The following is a 15710-nucleotide window of genomic DNA, read 5'->3' on the forward strand; positions in this document are numbered from 1 at the left end:
GGGTTGATGGGGTGGTTCATCTCGATCAGCTGGCGGTGCGGCCTGAGCATGGGGGGCGCGGGGTTGGGAGCGCGCTGCTGGAGGCGGTGTGCGAGCATGCGGCGGCGGTGTCGGATGCGGTGACCTTGACGACGTTTCGGGATGTGCCGTGGAATGCGCCGTGGTACGCGCGACGGGGCTTTGCCGTACTGGAGGGGGAGCGGTGGGGGCCCGAGATGGCGAGGCTGGTGGCGTACGAGCGGGAGTCGGGGATTGCGGTTGAGCCGCGTGTGGTCATGCGCAGGGACGTGTGAGCTCGCGGCCACTAAGGTCGAAGTCGAACGAGGAGAGGATACGGACAGCGATGGCCGATAGCAGTTTTGACGTGGTGTCGGAGATCGACCGGCAGGAGGTCGATAACGCCTTGAACCAGACGGTCAAGGAGGTCGGGCATCGCTTCGACTTCAAAGGGACCGGGGCGAGTATTTCCTGGTCGGGGCAGAAGGGGATCGAGATCAAGGCGAACAGCGAGGAGCGGGCCAACGCGGTTCTCGATGTGTTCAAGGACAAGCTCGTGAAGCGCGGGCTTTCGCTCAAGGTGCTCGACGCCGAGGAGCCGAAGTTGTCCGGTAAGGAGTATCGGATGGCCGTGGCGCTCAAGGAGGGCATCGACCAGGAGAACGCCAAGAAGATCTCCAAGCTCATCCGGGATGAGGGGCCGAAGGGCGTGAAGGCGCAGATCCAGGGCGAGGAGCTCCGGGTCAGTTCGAAGAAGAAGGACGAGTTGCAGGAGGTCATCGCCCTGCTCAAGGGCAAAGATCTCGACATCGCGCTCCAGTTCAAGAACTACCGCTGACGAGACGGCATTTCTGTTCTCGTTCCACGGGCGATTTCCGAGGCACACGGTCGACCACGCGTCTTCCCTGTGCCTCGGCCCATGTCTGGGCACTGTTGAATTCATTGTCGTGCGAGAAGTTCACCGAGGCGGTCATGCGCCCGGGAAGCGCGTGACTTCACTGTTCCGATCGGGACGCGGAGCCGGTCGGCGACTTCCTGCTGGGTCAGACCTTCGAAGTACATGAGCTCGACCACCCGCCGATGATCCGGCTCAAGATTTTGTACGGCATGCCGCACAGACTCCAAAACATCGCTATCGGTAGTCGGTTCAGGGATAGTGTCCAGAAGTTCGACGGTGGCCGGATGGCGGCTGACCCGCCGGTGCACGCTGAACGCGCAGCGCCGGACGATCTGGTACAGCCAGGGAGCGATTTCGCGATCGCTGTCGAAGCTTGACGCGTTCCGCCACGCGCGGAGCAGGGCGTCCTGGACCGCCTCTTCGGCCAGGTGCGCATCCCCGAGCAGGGTCAGCGCCGTACGGAACAGCGCGGGCCGGTAACGAGCCCCGATCTCAGCGAACGCGGCTTCGTCACCTGCGCGGAAACGCTCCAGCATGCCACGCCGGCAGTACGAGGCACGACCTGGCAGGCCATGTCGGGATTCGGTTGACGTGTTCACAGGGACGAGCCTGGCCGATCCCGGTTTCACCGGCCTGTCGGATCGAGTTCGTTACGCGTACTCACCATCCGTTATCAATTCGTTGCACAACCTTTGGCCGTGCGATCGCATCTACTTCAAGTGAAGAAAGGAATGACGATGAAAAGACTGGCGATTCTGGCGGTCGCGGCGGCGTCCGTCGTTGTGGCGTATCCAGCGCAGGCGCAGGATACGGACGCTACCGCTCGATATGCGGTGCTGAAAAGCTGCCCGAAAAAGGATTACCGGGTGCCGTGCGGCCCGTGGACGATAACGCGGCGGGATGGCAAGCAGTTCGTGCTGGCGGACGCGCAGGTTTTCCAGGTCTGGGTGAACGGCAAAAACTCCACGGAGGTGTCGCTGCCGATCACCCTGAGCGGTGACGGGCAAAGGGTCGTGTACTTCCGCAAGTCCGACCGGCGACTCGTGGTCCGCGACCTGACCACGGACAAGGTGTTCACGCTCCCCAGCAAGGTCGCCCAGGTGCCCAAGGGGCTCACCATGGGCGATATTGGAACGTTCTTGTCCAAGGACGGGACGCTCCTGGCCGTCGACTACCTCGCAGACACCGCCAAGCGGCCGTCCTGGATCGTCGAGGTGGACACCGGCACGGTCAGCACGGTCAAGGGCAACGCGTCGGTGGAGTCCATCAGCCCGGGCGGGAAATACCTCCTCGCCTCCGAGTACACGAACGAGAACACCCTCAAGTACATCGCGTACGACACGACGGGCAACGTGGCGAACAGCCAGGTCGTCCCGCAGGTGATCTCGAACAATGCGCCGGTCGCGCTGGCCGACGACGGCGCCACGGTCGCCGTGATCGTGAACAGCGCCACCGGCAAGAAGTATCTGCGGACCTACGACCTGGCTCAGGACACTCTCGGCGAGAGGATCAAGGCGGCGATTCCGGACACGGAGTCGGTGCAGCGGGCGCTGTGGGACACCAGTGATCGTCTTTCGGTCTGGACGTTCCATGACGCGGAGACTTACACCGCCACCCTGACGACATCGTGGCACCTGGACGCCGGCACCGGCGAGGCGAAGAAGACCGACTCGTTCAAGATCAAGTCCATGGTCTGGGATTACCGGCTGCCGGGAGGATGAGCTGGGTTATCGTCGCCATATGGGCAAGATCTATGAGGAATTGACAGACCGGTTGCGGGAGTTCATCACCTCACAGCCGGTCTACTTCGTCGCGACCGCCCCAGAATCCGGCGGGCACGTCAACGTCTCCCCCAAGGGATACGCCGACACGTTCGCCGTACTCGACCAGACCACGGTCGCCTATCTCGATCTCGAAGGCAGCGGCGTGGAGACCATCGCCCACATCCGCGACAACGGCCGCATCACCGTCATGTTCTGCGCGTTCTCCGGCAAACCCAACATCGTCCGCCTGTACGGCACCGGCACGGTCGTCACCCCGGAAGATCCGCAATTCGCCCAGCTGATCGGCAAGTTCGGGCCGCACCCGGGGGTTCGATCGATCATCGTGATCGCCTGCGATCGCATCACCGATTCGTGCGGTTTCTCCGTCCCCTTCATGACGTTCGAGAAGGATCGCACGCTCCTCGATGAGTGGGCGGGCCGCAAGGACGTGCAGGAACGCCGCGCCTATCGGGCCAAGAACAACCGCGAGAGCATCGACGGGCTGCCCGCCCTGCGCCCCGACGAGACGGACCCGGTCCACCTGCACTCCTGACGGGAGCTCAGGCCGGGCGGCCCGCCATACGTTCCAGGCGGGCGACGCGTTCCGTGGTCGGCGGGTGCGTGGCGAAGCATGAGCCGGCGCCGAACGGGCTGGCGATCATCATGTGGCCGGCCGAGGCGATCTGGGCGTTTCGCGGGAGCGGGAGATGCCGGGTGCCCGCGTCGATCTTGCGGAGGGCGCTTGCCAGGGATCCGGGGTCGCCGGTCAGGCGGGCCGCAGCCTCGTCGGCGGCGAACTCGCGGGAGCGGGCGACGGCCAGGCGGATCATGGTGGCGGCGACCGGGCCGAGGGTCAGCAGGATCAGGGTGCCGAGCAGGCCGGGAGGTTCGTCGCCGTCGTCGGTGGAGCCGAAGAGCACGCCGATGTAGCCGAAGTAGGTGATCATCGTGGCCAGCGCGCCCGCGACTGAGTTGAGCAGGATGTCGCGGTTGTAGACGTGCGAGAGTTCGTGCGCGATCACGCCGCGAAGTTCCCGTTCGTCCAGGAGGGTGATCAGGCCGCGGGTGACGCAGATGGCGGCATTGCGGGGGTTGCGACCGGTGGCGAAGGCGTTCGGCTGGTTGGTCGGGGAGAGGTACAGGCGGGGCATCGGGCGGCGGGCGTCATACGAGAGTTCGCGGACAATGCCGTACAACTCTGGCTGTTCTACCTCGCCGACCGGACGGGCGCGCAGGGCGGCGAGGGCGATCCGGTCCGAGCAGAAGAACGCCACGCCACCGGCCCCGAGCGCGATCAGCAGCGCGATCAGCACCCCCGTGCCGCCGCCGATCCAGGCCCCCACCGCCAGCATCAAACCGGACAGAACCCCCAGAAGCACCGCCGTACGCACACCGTTGTGACGCACGCCCTCCTCCTCCCGGTCAGCCCGAAGAAGCGGAGCGCCCCGCGCCCGCCGACCGTCCAACGCGCGCGGTCCGGTCGAACGTTCCCGGAAACGGGGTTCAGGCGAGGGTGCCGAGCACCAGCTGGGGCGCCACCGAGAAGGCGACCGTGAGCAGTAACGCCGCGCCGATGGCGATGACCACGGGGGTCCGCCCGCGCTCTTCCGTCACGGTACGGCTCTCGCCTGCCGGAGCCGGGGTGAACAGCCGAGCTGTCCATGCCAGGTAGTAGTAGAGCCCGATCACGGTGTTGACCGCCATGACGATCGCCAGCCAGCCGAGGCCGCCCGCGACGATCTCACGGAAGACGACGACCTTGGCGAACAGGCCCGCGAGGCCTGGTGGGAGTCCGGCCAGGCAGATCAGGGCGAACGCGAGGGAGATCGCGGCTCCGGGGCTGCGATAGGCGAGTCCTCGGTAGTCGTCGAGCTGGTTTCGCGCGTGCCTGCGGGAGATCAGCATGACCACGGCGAACGCCAGCAGGTTCATCGCCGCGTAGAACACCAGGTAGGCGATCGAGGCGTTCGCGGCCCAGAACATGCCGACATCGCCGGATAGCTCGATGGCCTGTGATTTCGAGATGACGGACGCGCCGGATTCGGCCACGGCGGGTGCGGTGTCCGGGGTGACGACCGGGTTACCGACGGCGGCGGGCCCGCTCATGCGGTTCATCAAGGCGACGATGTCCACGTGGACCGCGAGCGGTGCCAGGATGTAGCCCGATTGCGCGACCGACGACCAGGCGAGCATGCGCACCGCGTGGCGTTGCCGGAGCGCGAGGACGTTGCCGACCGTCATGGTGAGCGCGGCGATGATCGCGACGAGGGGTGTCCAGGTGGCGGCCTCGCTGAACAGGGCATGGCTGAGAACCAGGATCAATCCGGCGAAGCCCGCCGCCTTCGAGACCACCGACAGCAGTGCGGCCACCGGCACCGGCGCGCCTTCGTAGACGTCGCCCGCCCAGAAGTGGAACGGCACCGCCGCGACTTTGAACGCGAACCCGGCGACGACGAGCACGACGCCTACGGTCACGACGGCGGAGCCGTCGTGGAGCACGGCACCGGTGGATTCCAGGTGCTGGACCAGCACGGGCTGGCTGGTGAGGGCGCTGGAACTATAGGAATATGTCGGTCGCAGGGCCGCGGCCAGGCGATCCAGATGCACCGCACCGGTCATGCCGTAGAGCAGCGAAACCCCGAACAGCATGACCGCGGTCGACACCACGGAGACCACGAAAAGCTTCAACGACGCTTCAGAGGCCCGGCCGTCGTATCGTCGCAGCGCCGTCAACGCGAACACCGGAAGCGATACCAGTTCCAGAGCGACGACCAGCATGACCAGATCCCGCGCGGCGGGCAGCAGCACCGCACCGGTCAGCGTCGCCAGCAGCAGAAAGTACCACTCCCCCACCGGAATCCGCCCACCGGCCAACTCCGCCATCGACAGCAGCACGACGACGACGCCCGCCACCAGCGTCAGCCCGGCGAAGATCACCGTGAACGAATCCATCACAAACGAACACGACTCAGCCGCCCCTGGCACGCAAAACGTCCGCAACTCATCCCCGCGTACGGCTTGCGCCACCACCACCCCAAGCGCCGCCAGCACCCCCACCAGCGAAACCAACCCGAGCACGGCACGCGACACTCCGGCCCGATTGGGCAGAAAAACATCGAGAACGAGCACCAATCCCGAGGTCAACGCGAGAATCAACGGCGCGGCAATCGCCCAGTAGTCGATGGACTGAATCATCCCGCCCCCTCCATCCCTCGCCGGTCCGGGAAGCCCAGCGAGCCGGCGCAGATCATGGGGCTCCCAGCAGAGGGCCGAGGCCGGTGAGCCCCAGCAACGCCGACGGCCCCTACGTCCCTCGCCGTCCCGAGGAGGCTAGTGAGTCCAGCGCGGATCATGGCGCCCCCAGCAGAGGGCCGAGGCCGGTGAACTCCAATAACGCCGACGAGCCCTCCGTCCCTCGCCATCCCGAGGAGCCCAGTGAGCCCAGCGCAGATCATGGCGCCCCCAGCAGGGATTGGACGACCGGGTCGGTGAGCCCGAGCAATGCCGATGGCCATAGGCCGAAAAGCACGGTCAGCGCGACCAGCGGAACCCATGCAGCCAGTTCGGACGGCATGACGTCGGCTGTTCTGAGGAGGAGGGGGTCTTCGGCTGTTGCTGTTCTGGTGGCTACGGGCTCGGTGAGGTTGGGGAATCCTTCTGCTGTTTCGGTGGGAGGGCCGGGGGGTGTGGTGAGGGGTTCGCCGGGGTGGCCGTGGGTTATGCGGGACAGCATGAGGAGGAAGTAGGCGGCGGTGAGGACTGCGCCTAGGCCGCCGATGGTCATGAAGACGAGGAAAAGAGGGCGGGACAGGATGGCTGCGGGTTGGAATGCGCCTTGTAGGGCGAGCATTTCTCCCCAGAAGCCGGCTAGGCCGGGGAGGCCGAGGGAGGCGATGCAGGCGAAGGTGAGGAGGGAGCCGACGTAGGGGAGGCGGCCGAGCATTCCGCCGCCGAGGCGGGTCATGTCGGCGGTTCCGTAGCGTTCCTTGATGGCTCCGGCGATGAAGAAGAGGAGGCCGGTTATGAGGCCGTGGGCGACATTTCCGAAAAGGGCGGCGTTGATGCCTACGGGGGTGAGGGTGGCGAAGCCGAGCAGGATGAAGCCCATGTGGCCGACGGAGGAGTAGGCGATCATTCGTTTCAGGTCTTGCTGGGCTAGGCAGGCGAGTGCGCCGTACACGATGCCGATGACGGCGAAAGCGCCGAGCCAGGGGGCGATGGTTGCGGCACCCTCGGGGAGAATGGGGATCGCGATTCGGGCGAAGCCGTAGGTGCCCATCTTGAGCAGGACGCCGGCCAGGAGGACTGAACCCACGGTGGGGGCTTCGGTGTGGGCGTCGGGTAGCCAGGTGTGTAGTGGCCACATGGGGGTCTTCACCGCGAGGCCGATACCGATGGCGATGAACGCGATGATCTGCGTCGCTCGTGACATCGGATGGGATTGCGCGAGAGCGACCATGTCCAGGGTGCCGGTTTGGGACCAGATCAGGAGCAGTCCCAGGAGGAGTACGGCGGAGCCGAGCAAGGTGTAGAGGATGAACTTGATCGCCGCGGCGCGTCGTTGTGTGCCGCCCCAGATCGCGATCACGAAATACATCGGGATCAGCACGACCTCGAAGAACACGAAGAACAGCAGGAGATCGAGCGCGACGAATGTGCCCATCATGCCGAATTCCAGGACCAGCAAGGTGAAGACGAGCGCTCTTGGCCGGAGTGCCTCAAGCCGGACCCCGCCTTGCGAAGATCGCCCTGCGAGGTAGCCGAAACATAGGAAACTCAGCAAGGCGGTCAGGACGACCAAGGGCAGGGAGATGCCGTCGAGACCCAGATGGAAGCGGAGATCCAGACCTGGGATCCACGGCACATCGGTCTCGAACTGCATGCGCTCCGGCGCGGAGTAGTCGAACCCTGCCAGCAGAACGACCGCCACCGCCAGCGTGGCTCCGGACACGGCCAAGCCATAACCGCGAGGAACACGCCCGGCAAAAGCAGGAGCCATCAGCCCGGCGGCCCCCACCAGCGGCAACGCCACCAGCACGACCAAAAGCCACCCAGAACTGCTCATCCCAGCATCACCGCCCCCACGGCGATCAACAGGACTCCCGCCAGCAAGCCCGTCACATACAACTGAGCGTTGCCGTTCTGGCTGAGCCTGGCGAGGGAAGACAGGCCAAATGTGAGCCGACCAGAGCCACGAACCGCCCCGTCCACCACATGTGTGTCGGTCCGCACGACGCCACGAGCCAACGCCAGCGTTGGGCGGGCAATCAGCGCGGCATAGACGCGATCCACATAAAAGGCCTGCTCGCAAGGGCCACGGAACGGCCCCAGCAGGCGGGCGGGATCTGAGTGGGGAGCCCCACGCCAGGTCGTATAGACGATTCCCGCCCCGAGGAGCACAACGAGCAGACTAACCACGGCCGACGGCCAGTCGACGTCGGCGACGCCGATGAAACCCAGCAGCAGGGCGGGGATCGCGAGCAGCCCGAGCGGCCACACCATCGTGCGGGGCGCCTCGCGGCCGTCGAAAACGTGCGCTGTGCCAGGGACGGGTTCCGCGAGGGCATGAACGTGTTCCTCGCCGAAAAAGGTACGCAGCCAGGCCCGGATCGCGTACGCCCCCGTGACGCCAACCGTGATCAACGCGGAGCCGTACAGGAAGAGGCGGATCGGGCTGGTGGAGTGTTCGATGGCCAGGATGACGGCGTCTTTGCTGAAGAAACCGCTGGTGGGAGGGAGGCCCATCAACGCGGCGAAACCGATGGTCATCGTCCAGAACGTGATCGGCATGGCTCGGCGGAGGCCGCCCATGTGGCTCAGCAGGTTGGAGCCGACATGGTGGATGACGGCGCCGGCGCAGAGGAACAGCAGGGCTTTGAAGGCGCCGTGGCTGATCAGATGGAAAATGGCGGCGTCGGGTGAGCCTGCGGAGAGCGCGGCGGCCATGTACGCCAGCTGGCTGATCGTCGAATAGGCCAGGACACGTTTGAGATCGTCCTGAGCGAGGGCGGCAAGAGCGGCGCCGAGCATGCCGATGGCGGCCAGCACGCCGAGAACGTCCAGGGTGGGTTGCGGGAAGACGGGGAACAGCCGGGCGACGATGAAGATCCCGGCGGCGACCATGGTGGCGGCGTGGATGAGCGCGCTGATCGGGGTCGGACCGGCCATCGCGTCGGGCAACCAGGTGTGCAACGGCACCTGCGCGCTCTTCCCGGCGACACCGCCGAGCAGCAACATCGTCGCCAGGACCAGCGTTCCGGTCGGGATGTCGGCGGCGATCACGTCATCGATCCGGAAGCTGCCTGCCGCGAAACCTAGGGTGAATATCCCGAAAAGGAAGGCCACATCACCCAGCCGGGTGACGAGGAACGCCTTCACCGCCGCGCGGGAGTTCGCGCGATCTTCCCACCAGTGCCCGATCAACAGATACGAGCACAACCCCATGATCTCCCAGCCGACATACAGCACCAGAAGATCGGCGGCGAACACCACAAGCAACATCGCACTGGTGAACAAGCTGATAAACGCACTGTACGAAGGAAAGCGCGAATCGCCCCGGAGATACCCCACCGAGTAGACCTGCACCGCCGTCGCCACCACGGTCACGAGGATGGCAGTCAGCACCGACAATCCATCGACCTGGAGCCCCACCGAAATCGGGATCGCCCCGGTATCGATCACGGTCAACGTGCCCTCAGCCGACCCCGGCAGAAACTCGGCCCAGAACACATCAGCGGCCCCACCCGCACCGGACACCTGCCAGGCCAGCCACACCGTCAACGCCAACGCCCCGGCCGCCGCCCCCACCGCGAACCAGCCAGCCCACCGATTGGCCCGAGCGTTGTTCTCCTCAGTACGGCTCCCACCCCGCGGCCACCGCGACCCCAACAACCCCGCCACCGCCCCAACAAAGGGCAACAGCACAATGAGCGCGGCGGCGACGATCATCCCCCAACACCTCCGGAAGCAGCCTCCGAAATCACTCCGAAGCCTCCATCTGAGCGCAAACAACCCGGCCGCCCCACCCGGCAAGCGCGACCGCACCGAGCCCGACCGCGTGACACAACAGCCTCCGCGACCACCCCCACGCCCCCATCTAGGCGCAAACGGCCACGCCGCCCCACCACCCCGCAACCGCGAAGGCACCGATCGCCAGACACAACAGCTTTCGTGATCACTCCGGATCACCTCCGGTCGTGACCTTCGTTGTCACCGGTTTCGAGCCATTGGGACTGGGTGTTCCAGACAGTTCGGTGGGTTCGGACAGTTCGCGGAGGCGGTCCAAGTCGATGGTCTGGCGGTTTCGGTAAACGGCCAGGACGATCGCCAGGCCGATGCCCACCTCGGCTGCGGCGATCACGATCACGAACAGGGTGAGCACCTGGCCGCCATGCAACTGATCCCGCAACCAGACATCAAACGCGACCAAGTTCAGGTTGACCGCGTTCAGCATCAACTCCACCGACATCAGGACAAGGATGGTGTTGCGCCGGGCGAGCACGCCGTACACGCCGATCGAAAAGAGGAGGGCGGCCACGACGGCGGGATAGACGACGTGCATGGTCAGCCCACCGCCTGGAGGTTGGGTGGGCGGGTCATTCGCGGCCCTTGATGTCGGTGCGGGAGATCACGATGGCGCCGATCAGAGCGGCGAGGAGCAGGATCGACAGAGCCTCGAACGGGAGCACCCAGATGCGGAAGATACTCCCGCCGAGGGACTCGGCCGAGCCCGTGCCGGGCTCCAGCGGCGTGTACGCCGTGCGAAAACCATCAATGACGACCGTAACCAGGACAGCGGCGGTCGCGATGGCGACGATGGCCGCGATGACGCGGTTGCCGGAGTTGAGGTCGGCGGTGCGGCCGATGGGGGCGCGGGTGAGCATGATGCCGAACAGCATGAGCACGACGACCGCGCCGACGTAGATGAGCACCTGGACCCACGCGACGAACTCCGCGGTCAGGACCAGGTAGGTGCCCGCGAGGGCGCCGAAGCAGGCGACCAGCCAGAGGGCGGCGTGCACGAGCTGGCGGGTGGTGACGACCAGCAGGGCCGAGCCGACCGCGACCACGCTGAGCAGCAGGAAGACGATTTCCTGTGCCGTCGGTGGCCAGAGGGCGGGGGTCACGCATCCCCCTTGGACGGGGGGCGTTTCGGAAGAGCACCAGGGGGGCGGATAGATCTGGCGGAAGCCGATTCTGCGGCCAGCTCCTTGGGGGGTTCCGCGCCGATCTCGTGGGCGGGAGGGGGTGGCACGCGGGTCGCCCAGGTGGCCAGCCGGTCCTTCTCGTGAAGCAGGTCCCTGATGTCGTGCTCGGCGTATTCGAAGTCAGGCGCCCAGAAGAGCGCGTCGAAGGGGCACGCCTCGATACAGATGCCGCAGTACATACAGAGCGAGAAGTCGATCGCGAACCGGTCGAGCACGTTCCGCTGGCGGGCGCGGCCGCCTTCGGGAGCGGGGATGGTCTCCTTGTGCGAGTCGATGTAGATGCACCAGTCGGGACACTCCCGCGCGCACAGCATGCACGAGGTGCAGTTCTCCTCGACCAGAGCGATCACCCCGCGGCTGCGCGGCGGCAACTCCGGCTGCACCTCTGGATACTGCTGCGTCACCGATCTGCGCAGCATGTGTCGCAGGGTGACAGCCAGCCCCTTCGCCAGCCCTTTACCTGGTATGCGCGCCACGATTCAACATCATGACGCACGATCGCCTCCCCGGGAAGTTAGGGGGCACGTGCTTCGCCGACCAGGATGCTCGGAGGGGTTTCCCGCGTATTGTTCACATATGAACCACCCGCCGCGGTCGACCGCGGGCAGCTTCCTGTGGGCGTTCTCGCCCCTGGTGACCTTTGGGTTCGCGACTCCGTTCACGATGGGGTTCGTGGCTGCCAAGCGGCGGAGCTGGGGCCTCGGGGTGGCGGCGGCCATGTACGCGGCGGGGATGGTGGCGTGGCTGGCCATCGCTAACTCCTACGAGGATCCAGTGCCGGGGATTCCGGCGGCGGTCATGGTGATCGGATTGTTCGGTAGCTGGATAGGGGGAACGCTCCACTCGCTCCTGATCCGGGCCACGGTCTTCGAGACCCGCCCGGTCCGGCGTACCCCGAACGAGCAAGCGCTTGAGCATGCACGATACCGGCGCCAGCTCCGTCAGGAGGCACGTGAGCTGGTCAAACGCGATCCTAAACTGGCCAAGGAACTCCGCGTCGGCCGCCCGGATCTCCCCCGCCAGTACGACGACGGCGGCCTGATCGACTTCAATCACGCACCCGCGCGCGTGATCGGGACCGTTCCCGGAATGACGCCGGATCTCGTCGATCGGGTGCTCAGCGCGCGCCGCGAATCCGGTCTTTTCACCTCAGCCGAGGAGCTGTCGGTCACCCTCGACCTCCCGGTCGACCTCAACGACGAACTCGACGAGTACAGCGTCTACCTGCCGTAACCGTATCCTCGCCCTGTGCACCCCACTCGCCGGCACCTGAAATCGGGCACCCGGGTCGCGTTGAGCGTCGTCTGGGCCCTGGCCCCGCTGATCACACTCGGCTCTGCCACGCCGTTCGTGATCGCCCACGCCGCCGTCCGCCGCCGCAGCCCTCTGCTGTTCCTCTCCGCAGGCGTGTACGCGACGAGTTTCGTCCTTTTCCTCATCCAGGCGGCCAACTACGAGCCCATCGACAGCGCGCCGCAATGGCTGGACACGACCACCACGCTGGGCTTGCTCCTGAACATGTTCGGCGGCCTCGCCCAGACGCTCTACGCGCGCGCCGCCGTCTTCGACACCCGCCCGGTCGAGAAGACCGCCAACGAGCGGGCGCTGGAACTCGCCACCACCCGCCGCCGCCTCCGCCAGGAGTCCCGCGAGCTGGCCGCGCGCGACCCGGCGCTGGCCAGGGAACTCGGCATCGGCCACCCCGACCTTCCCGGCGAGTACGACGACGGCGGCCTGGTCGACATCAACCACGCCTCCGCGAAGGCGATCAACAGCATTCCCGGTATCACGCCGGAGGTGGCTGACCGAATTGTTACCGCCCGGGCCTCCGCAGGCCCGTTCACCTCGGCGAACGAGCTTTCTGTCCTGCTCGATCTGCCCGTGCACCTCAATGATGAACTGGCGGAGTACACCGTCTATCTCCCGTGATACCCGAGAAATCCGTATTCTCGCGCTGTGAACCCGTATTGGCAGCAGCAACAGCCCAGGACCCCTGATGGCTTGACCGTATTGTGGGCCCTGGTCCCGCTGTTTACCTGTGGGTTCGGTACGCCGTTCATCATTGGGTATGCGGCATACCGGCGTCGCAGCCCGTGGCTGATCATCTCGACCGGCGGATACGTCCTGAGTACCGTCATCTTCGTCATCGCCGTGGCGTCGTACGACGACCTGGAGCTGCTGCCCACCTGGCTCGACACGACCATGACGGTCGGGCTGCTCATCAACTGGATCGGCGGCCTGATCCAGGCTCTGATCATCCGCACCAAGGTCTTCTACGGCCAGCAGGCACCTCACCAGATGAGCCAGCCGCACCAAATGAACCAGATGAACCAGCCACACCAGATGAACCAGCCGTACCCGCCGATGCCGGTTCGTCCGCCGATGCCGCCCCCGGGGCCGGGCTTCCCTCCGCCGCCACCGCGCCCGGCCGGGCACATGACCGGACCGCGTCCGCCCATGGGCCAGCCAATGGGTCCGCCCATGGGTCAGCCGATGCCGAGGGGCCCGCAGATGGGTCCGCCGATGGGCCCGCCGCAGCCGCATTCGACCGGTCCGCGCTCACCCTGGCGCGACGCCGCCACCCGTCCAGGCGCCAACGGGCCCGCCGACGGATCGAACCGCCCGCAACAACTCGGCCACTATCGGGTGATCGGGAGCTTAGGCAAGGGCGGGCAGGGCTCGGTCTACCTCGGGGTCGACCCACAGGGCCGGAAGGTCGCGATCAAAGTGCTGCACGCGCACATCGCGGGCGACGAGGCGGCCCAGGCACGATTCCTGCGCGAGGTGGAAGCGGCCCGCAGGGTGGCCCCCTTCTCGACCGCGCGCGTGCTGGACGTGAGCGTCACCGCCGAACTCGCGTACGTGGTGAGCGAGTTCGTGGACGGCCAGTCCCTGGACCAGCTGGTGCGGGAGAAGGGCCCTCGCCCCGAGGATGGCCTGATCCGCCTGGCCCTGGCCACGTCCGGCGCGCTGGCCGCCATCCACAAGGCCGGGATCGTGCACCGCGACTTCAAGCCGAGCAACGTGCTGATCGGCGCCGACGGCCCGCGCGTGATCGACTTCGGCATCGCCAAGGCGCTCGACCAGGTGACCGCCACGGCCAGCCAGATCATGGGCACACCCGCGTACATGTCACCCGAACAGCTCGCCGGGGAAGTGGTCGGCCCCAAGACGGACGTATTCAGCTGGGCTGCCACGATGATCTTCGCCGCCACCGGCCGGACCGCGTTCGGCGACGACACCATCCCCGCCATCCTGAACCGGGTGATCAACCATCAGCCGGATCTGAGCGCCCTCCCCGCCAGCCTCCGCGAACTCGCCCGCGCCTGCCTGGACAAGCGCGCCGAGAACCGCCCCTCGGCCTCAGACGTCATGCTGGGCATCGTGCACTGATCAGAGCACCTTCACCACACCGGTCAACGCCAGCTGGAACAGCGCGAGCGGCACCAGCCCCACCCAGGCGAGCTTCTGGAGCTGGTCCTCGCGCATCCGCGGGTAGCTGACCCGAACCCAGATCACCACGAAAGCCAGCACGAAGATCTTGATGAGCGTCCACACCGGACCAGGCAGGAACGGCCCGTGCCAGCCACCCAGGAACAGCACGGTGGTCAGCGCGGAAAGCACCACGATGCCGACATATTCGGTGAGCATGAACAGGGCGAACCTGATGCCCGTGTACTCGGTCATCGGCCCCATGATGATCTCGGACTCGGCGATCGGCATGTCGAACGGCGGCCGGCGCAATTCGGCCAGTCCCGCCACGAAGAACACCACCGCGCCGATGGCCTGCCAGGGCAGCCACCACCACTGCCAGGCTTCGACGATGCCGGTCAGCGAGAGAGTCCCCGCCGCCATCGCCACGCTGGAGGCGGCCAGCACCAGCGGCAGCTCGTACGACATCAGCTGCGCGGCCGACCGCATCCCGCCCAGCACCGAATACTTGTTGGCCGACGACCACCCGGCCATGATCGACCCGAGCACGCCGACGCCCATGACAGCCAGCACGAAGAACAGCCCGGCGTCCAGATCCACGCCGTACAAGCCCGGCCCGACCGGGATGACGATCATCACGACCAGGTACGGCACCAGCGCGACCGCGGGGGCGATCTTGAAGATGGCCCGGTCGGCGGCGGCCGGGATGACATCCTCCTTCTGGACGAACTTCACCCCATCCGCGATCAGCTGCGCCCAGCCGTGAAACCCCCCGGCGTACATCGGCCCCAGGCGGGACTGCATATGCGCCATCGCCTTGTGCTCCAACTGCCCGACGATCAGCGGCAGCAACAGGAACGCGCCGATGATCACGATGAGCCGGAGCGCGATCTCAAGCATCCTTGCCCCAATCGGCCGGAACTCCGGGCGGAGCCATCTTGCGGCGACTCGGCGCGCCATGACCGGATTCGCCCGGCTCCTTGGCCCCCGGCCAGACCTTCGCCACCCGGGCGGCGAGCACAAAATCCTTGCGCAACGGATGACCCTCGAAACCGTCGGGCAGCAGCAGCGGCTTCAGATCCGGATGACCTTCGAAAATCACCCCGAACATCTCGTACGTCTCGCGCTCGTGCCAGTTCGCCCCGCGATAGACGCCCGTCGCGGAGGGCAGGCGGGGATCTGCGCGCGGCACCCGCGTCCGGATCAGCAGGTGCGTGAAGGACTCCGGGTCGAAAACGTGCGCCACGACGGAGAAGCCATCCGGCGGGTCGTCGACCCCGGTCAGCCAGTCGAAGAAGGTGAAACCCTGATCGCGGGCATGCCGCAGCGCATCCGCCCAGTCGGCCGGTTCGACGTCGGCGGTGGTCTCACCGAAGCTCTCGGAGAGCACGGCTCCCGGGAAGTCGATCACGC

The 15710-nt window shown here is 66.4% G+C and carries 17 protein-coding genes; 7 read left to right on the forward strand and 10 right to left on the reverse strand.

Going from position 1 to position 15710, the window contains the following annotated elements:
- The coding region (locus Aple_RS43205; RefSeq protein ID WP_155350584.1) for a GNAT family N-acetyltransferase at window positions 1–293 on the forward strand (293 nt) is incomplete at its 5' end.
- Between the two features lie 50 nt (window positions 294–343).
- Window positions 344–835: a YajQ family cyclic di-GMP-binding protein gene (locus tag Aple_RS43210; RefSeq protein ID WP_155350585.1), complete on the forward strand. Its 492-nt coding sequence runs from the start codon at window positions 344–346 to the stop codon at window positions 833–835.
- Window positions 836–936: 101 nt separating this feature from the next.
- Here Aple_RS43210 and Aple_RS43215 read toward each other — a convergent pair whose 3' ends face one another.
- Window positions 937–1431: an RNA polymerase sigma factor gene (locus tag Aple_RS43215; protein WP_155350586.1), complete on the reverse strand. Its 495-nt coding sequence runs from the start codon at window positions 1429–1431 to the stop codon at window positions 937–939.
- A gap of 201 nt (window positions 1432–1632) precedes the next feature.
- Here Aple_RS43215 and Aple_RS43220 point away from each other — a divergent pair, with 201 nt between their 5' ends.
- Window positions 1633–2616 (forward strand): hypothetical protein, encoded by a 984-nt coding sequence (locus Aple_RS43220; protein WP_155350587.1) that lies wholly within the window; start codon window positions 1633–1635, stop codon window positions 2614–2616.
- A gap of 19 nt (window positions 2617–2635) precedes the next feature.
- The gene (locus Aple_RS43225; RefSeq protein WP_155350588.1) at window positions 2636–3211 is read left to right on the forward strand and encodes a pyridoxamine 5'-phosphate oxidase family protein; all 576 of its coding nucleotides are present in this window, start codon (window positions 2636–2638) and stop codon (window positions 3209–3211) included.
- Window positions 3212–3218: 7 nt separating this feature from the next.
- Here Aple_RS43225 and Aple_RS43230 read toward each other — a convergent pair whose 3' ends face one another.
- From Aple_RS43230 to Aple_RS43260, 7 genes are all read right to left on the reverse strand, one after another.
- Window positions 3219–4064, reverse strand: coding sequence for a M48 family metalloprotease (locus Aple_RS43230; RefSeq protein ID WP_218038805.1), 846 nt, complete (start codon window positions 4062–4064; stop codon window positions 3219–3221).
- Between the two features lie 97 nt (window positions 4065–4161).
- On the reverse strand, window positions 4162–5853 hold the full coding sequence (locus Aple_RS43235) for an NADH-quinone oxidoreductase subunit N (RefSeq protein ID WP_155350589.1): 1692 nt from the start codon (window positions 5851–5853) through the stop codon (window positions 4162–4164).
- Between the two features lie 256 nt (window positions 5854–6109).
- The gene (locus Aple_RS43240) at window positions 6110–7723 is read right to left on the reverse strand and encodes a complex I subunit 4 family protein (protein WP_155350590.1); all 1614 of its coding nucleotides are present in this window, start codon (window positions 7721–7723) and stop codon (window positions 6110–6112) included.
- Window positions 7720–9606 carry an NADH-quinone oxidoreductase subunit 5 family protein gene (locus tag Aple_RS43245; protein ID WP_155350591.1) on the reverse strand — a complete coding sequence of 629 codons (1887 nt, stop codon included), beginning with the start codon at window positions 9604–9606 and terminating at the stop codon, window positions 7720–7722. The genes Aple_RS43240 and Aple_RS43245 overlap by 4 nt, the downstream gene beginning before the upstream one ends.
- Window positions 9607–9832: 226 nt before the next feature.
- Window positions 9833–10219, reverse strand: a complete 387-nt coding sequence (gene nuoK / locus Aple_RS43250) for an NADH-quinone oxidoreductase subunit NuoK (protein WP_155350592.1) — start codon at window positions 10217–10219, stop codon at window positions 9833–9835.
- Window positions 10220–10253: 34 nt separating this feature from the next.
- A complete protein-coding gene (locus tag Aple_RS43255) occupies window positions 10254–10784 on the reverse strand; it encodes an NADH-quinone oxidoreductase subunit J family protein (protein ID WP_155350593.1) in 531 nt (176 codons plus the stop codon).
- A complete protein-coding gene (locus Aple_RS43260; protein ID WP_155350594.1) occupies window positions 10781–11284 on the reverse strand; it encodes a NuoI/complex I 23 kDa subunit family protein in 504 nt (167 codons plus the stop codon). The genes Aple_RS43255 and Aple_RS43260 overlap by 4 nt, the downstream gene beginning before the upstream one ends.
- Before the next feature lie 157 nt (window positions 11285–11441).
- Between Aple_RS43260 and Aple_RS43265 the strand changes: the two genes are divergently transcribed.
- The 3 genes from Aple_RS43265 to Aple_RS55845 all read left to right on the forward strand — a co-directional run bounded on the left by Aple_RS43265 (window position 11442) and on the right by Aple_RS55845 (window position 14258).
- Window positions 11442–12098, forward strand: a complete 657-nt coding sequence (locus tag Aple_RS43265) for a ComEA family DNA-binding protein (protein ID WP_155350595.1) — start codon at window positions 11442–11444, stop codon at window positions 12096–12098.
- A 15-nt stretch (window positions 12099–12113) separates the two neighbouring features.
- Window positions 12114–12794: a ComEA family DNA-binding protein gene (locus Aple_RS43270; protein WP_155350596.1), complete on the forward strand. Its 681-nt coding sequence runs from the start codon at window positions 12114–12116 to the stop codon at window positions 12792–12794.
- 72 nt (window positions 12795–12866) lie between these two features.
- The gene (locus Aple_RS55845; protein WP_155350597.1) at window positions 12867–14258 is read left to right on the forward strand and encodes a serine/threonine-protein kinase; all 1392 of its coding nucleotides are present in this window, start codon (window positions 12867–12869) and stop codon (window positions 14256–14258) included.
- On the opposite strand, the gene nuoH is transcribed toward Aple_RS55845, so the two are convergent.
- On the reverse strand, window positions 14259–15197 hold the full coding sequence (gene nuoH, locus Aple_RS43280; protein ID WP_155350598.1) for an NADH-quinone oxidoreductase subunit NuoH: 939 nt from the start codon (window positions 15195–15197) through the stop codon (window positions 14259–14261).
- Complete coding sequence (locus Aple_RS43285; protein ID WP_155350599.1) at window positions 15190–15708, reverse strand: NADH-quinone oxidoreductase subunit C; 519 nt, start codon at window positions 15706–15708, stop codon at window positions 15190–15192. The genes nuoH and Aple_RS43285 overlap by 8 nt, the downstream gene beginning before the upstream one ends.
- Window positions 15709–15710: the final 2 nt, after the last annotated feature.

It is taken from the genome of Acrocarpospora pleiomorpha (assembly GCF_009687885.1).
GTDB classification, from domain to species: Bacteria; Actinomycetota; Actinomycetes; order Streptosporangiales; family Streptosporangiaceae; genus Acrocarpospora; species Acrocarpospora pleiomorpha.

Bases quoted from the DNA above. Each gene is read 5' to 3' on its own strand.
- Aple_RS43210 (WP_155350585.1), top strand. From the start codon at position 344: ATGGCCGATAGCAGTTTTGACGTGGTGTCGGAGATCGACCGGCAGGAG.
- Aple_RS43215 (WP_155350586.1), bottom strand. From the start codon at position 1,431: ATGCTGGAGCGTTTCCGCGCAGGTGACGAAGCCGCGTTCGCTGAGATC.
- Aple_RS43220 (WP_155350587.1), top strand. From the start codon at position 1,633: ATGAAAAGACTGGCGATTCTGGCGGTCGCGGCGGCGTCCGTCGTTGTG.
- Aple_RS43225 (WP_155350588.1), top strand. From the start codon at position 2,636: ATGGGCAAGATCTATGAGGAATTGACAGACCGGTTGCGGGAGTTCATC.
- Aple_RS43235 (WP_155350589.1), bottom strand. From the start codon at position 5,853: ATGATTCAGTCCATCGACTACTGGGCGATTGCCGCGCCGTTGATTCTC.
- Aple_RS43240 (WP_155350590.1), bottom strand. From the start codon at position 7,723: ATGAGCAGTTCTGGGTGGCTTTTGGTCGTGCTGGTGGCGTTGCCGCTG.
- Aple_RS43245 (WP_155350591.1), bottom strand. From the start codon at position 9,606: ATGATCGTCGCCGCCGCGCTCATTGTGCTGTTGCCCTTTGTTGGGGCG.
- nuoK (WP_155350592.1), bottom strand. From the start codon at position 10,219: ATGCACGTCGTCTATCCCGCCGTCGTGGCCGCCCTCCTCTTTTCGATC.
- Aple_RS43260 (WP_155350594.1), bottom strand. From the start codon at position 11,284: ATGCTGCGCAGATCGGTGACGCAGCAGTATCCAGAGGTGCAGCCGGAG.
- Aple_RS43265 (WP_155350595.1), top strand. From the start codon at position 11,442: ATGAACCACCCGCCGCGGTCGACCGCGGGCAGCTTCCTGTGGGCGTTC.
- nuoH (WP_155350598.1), bottom strand. From the start codon at position 15,197: ATGCTTGAGATCGCGCTCCGGCTCATCGTGATCATCGGCGCGTTCCTG.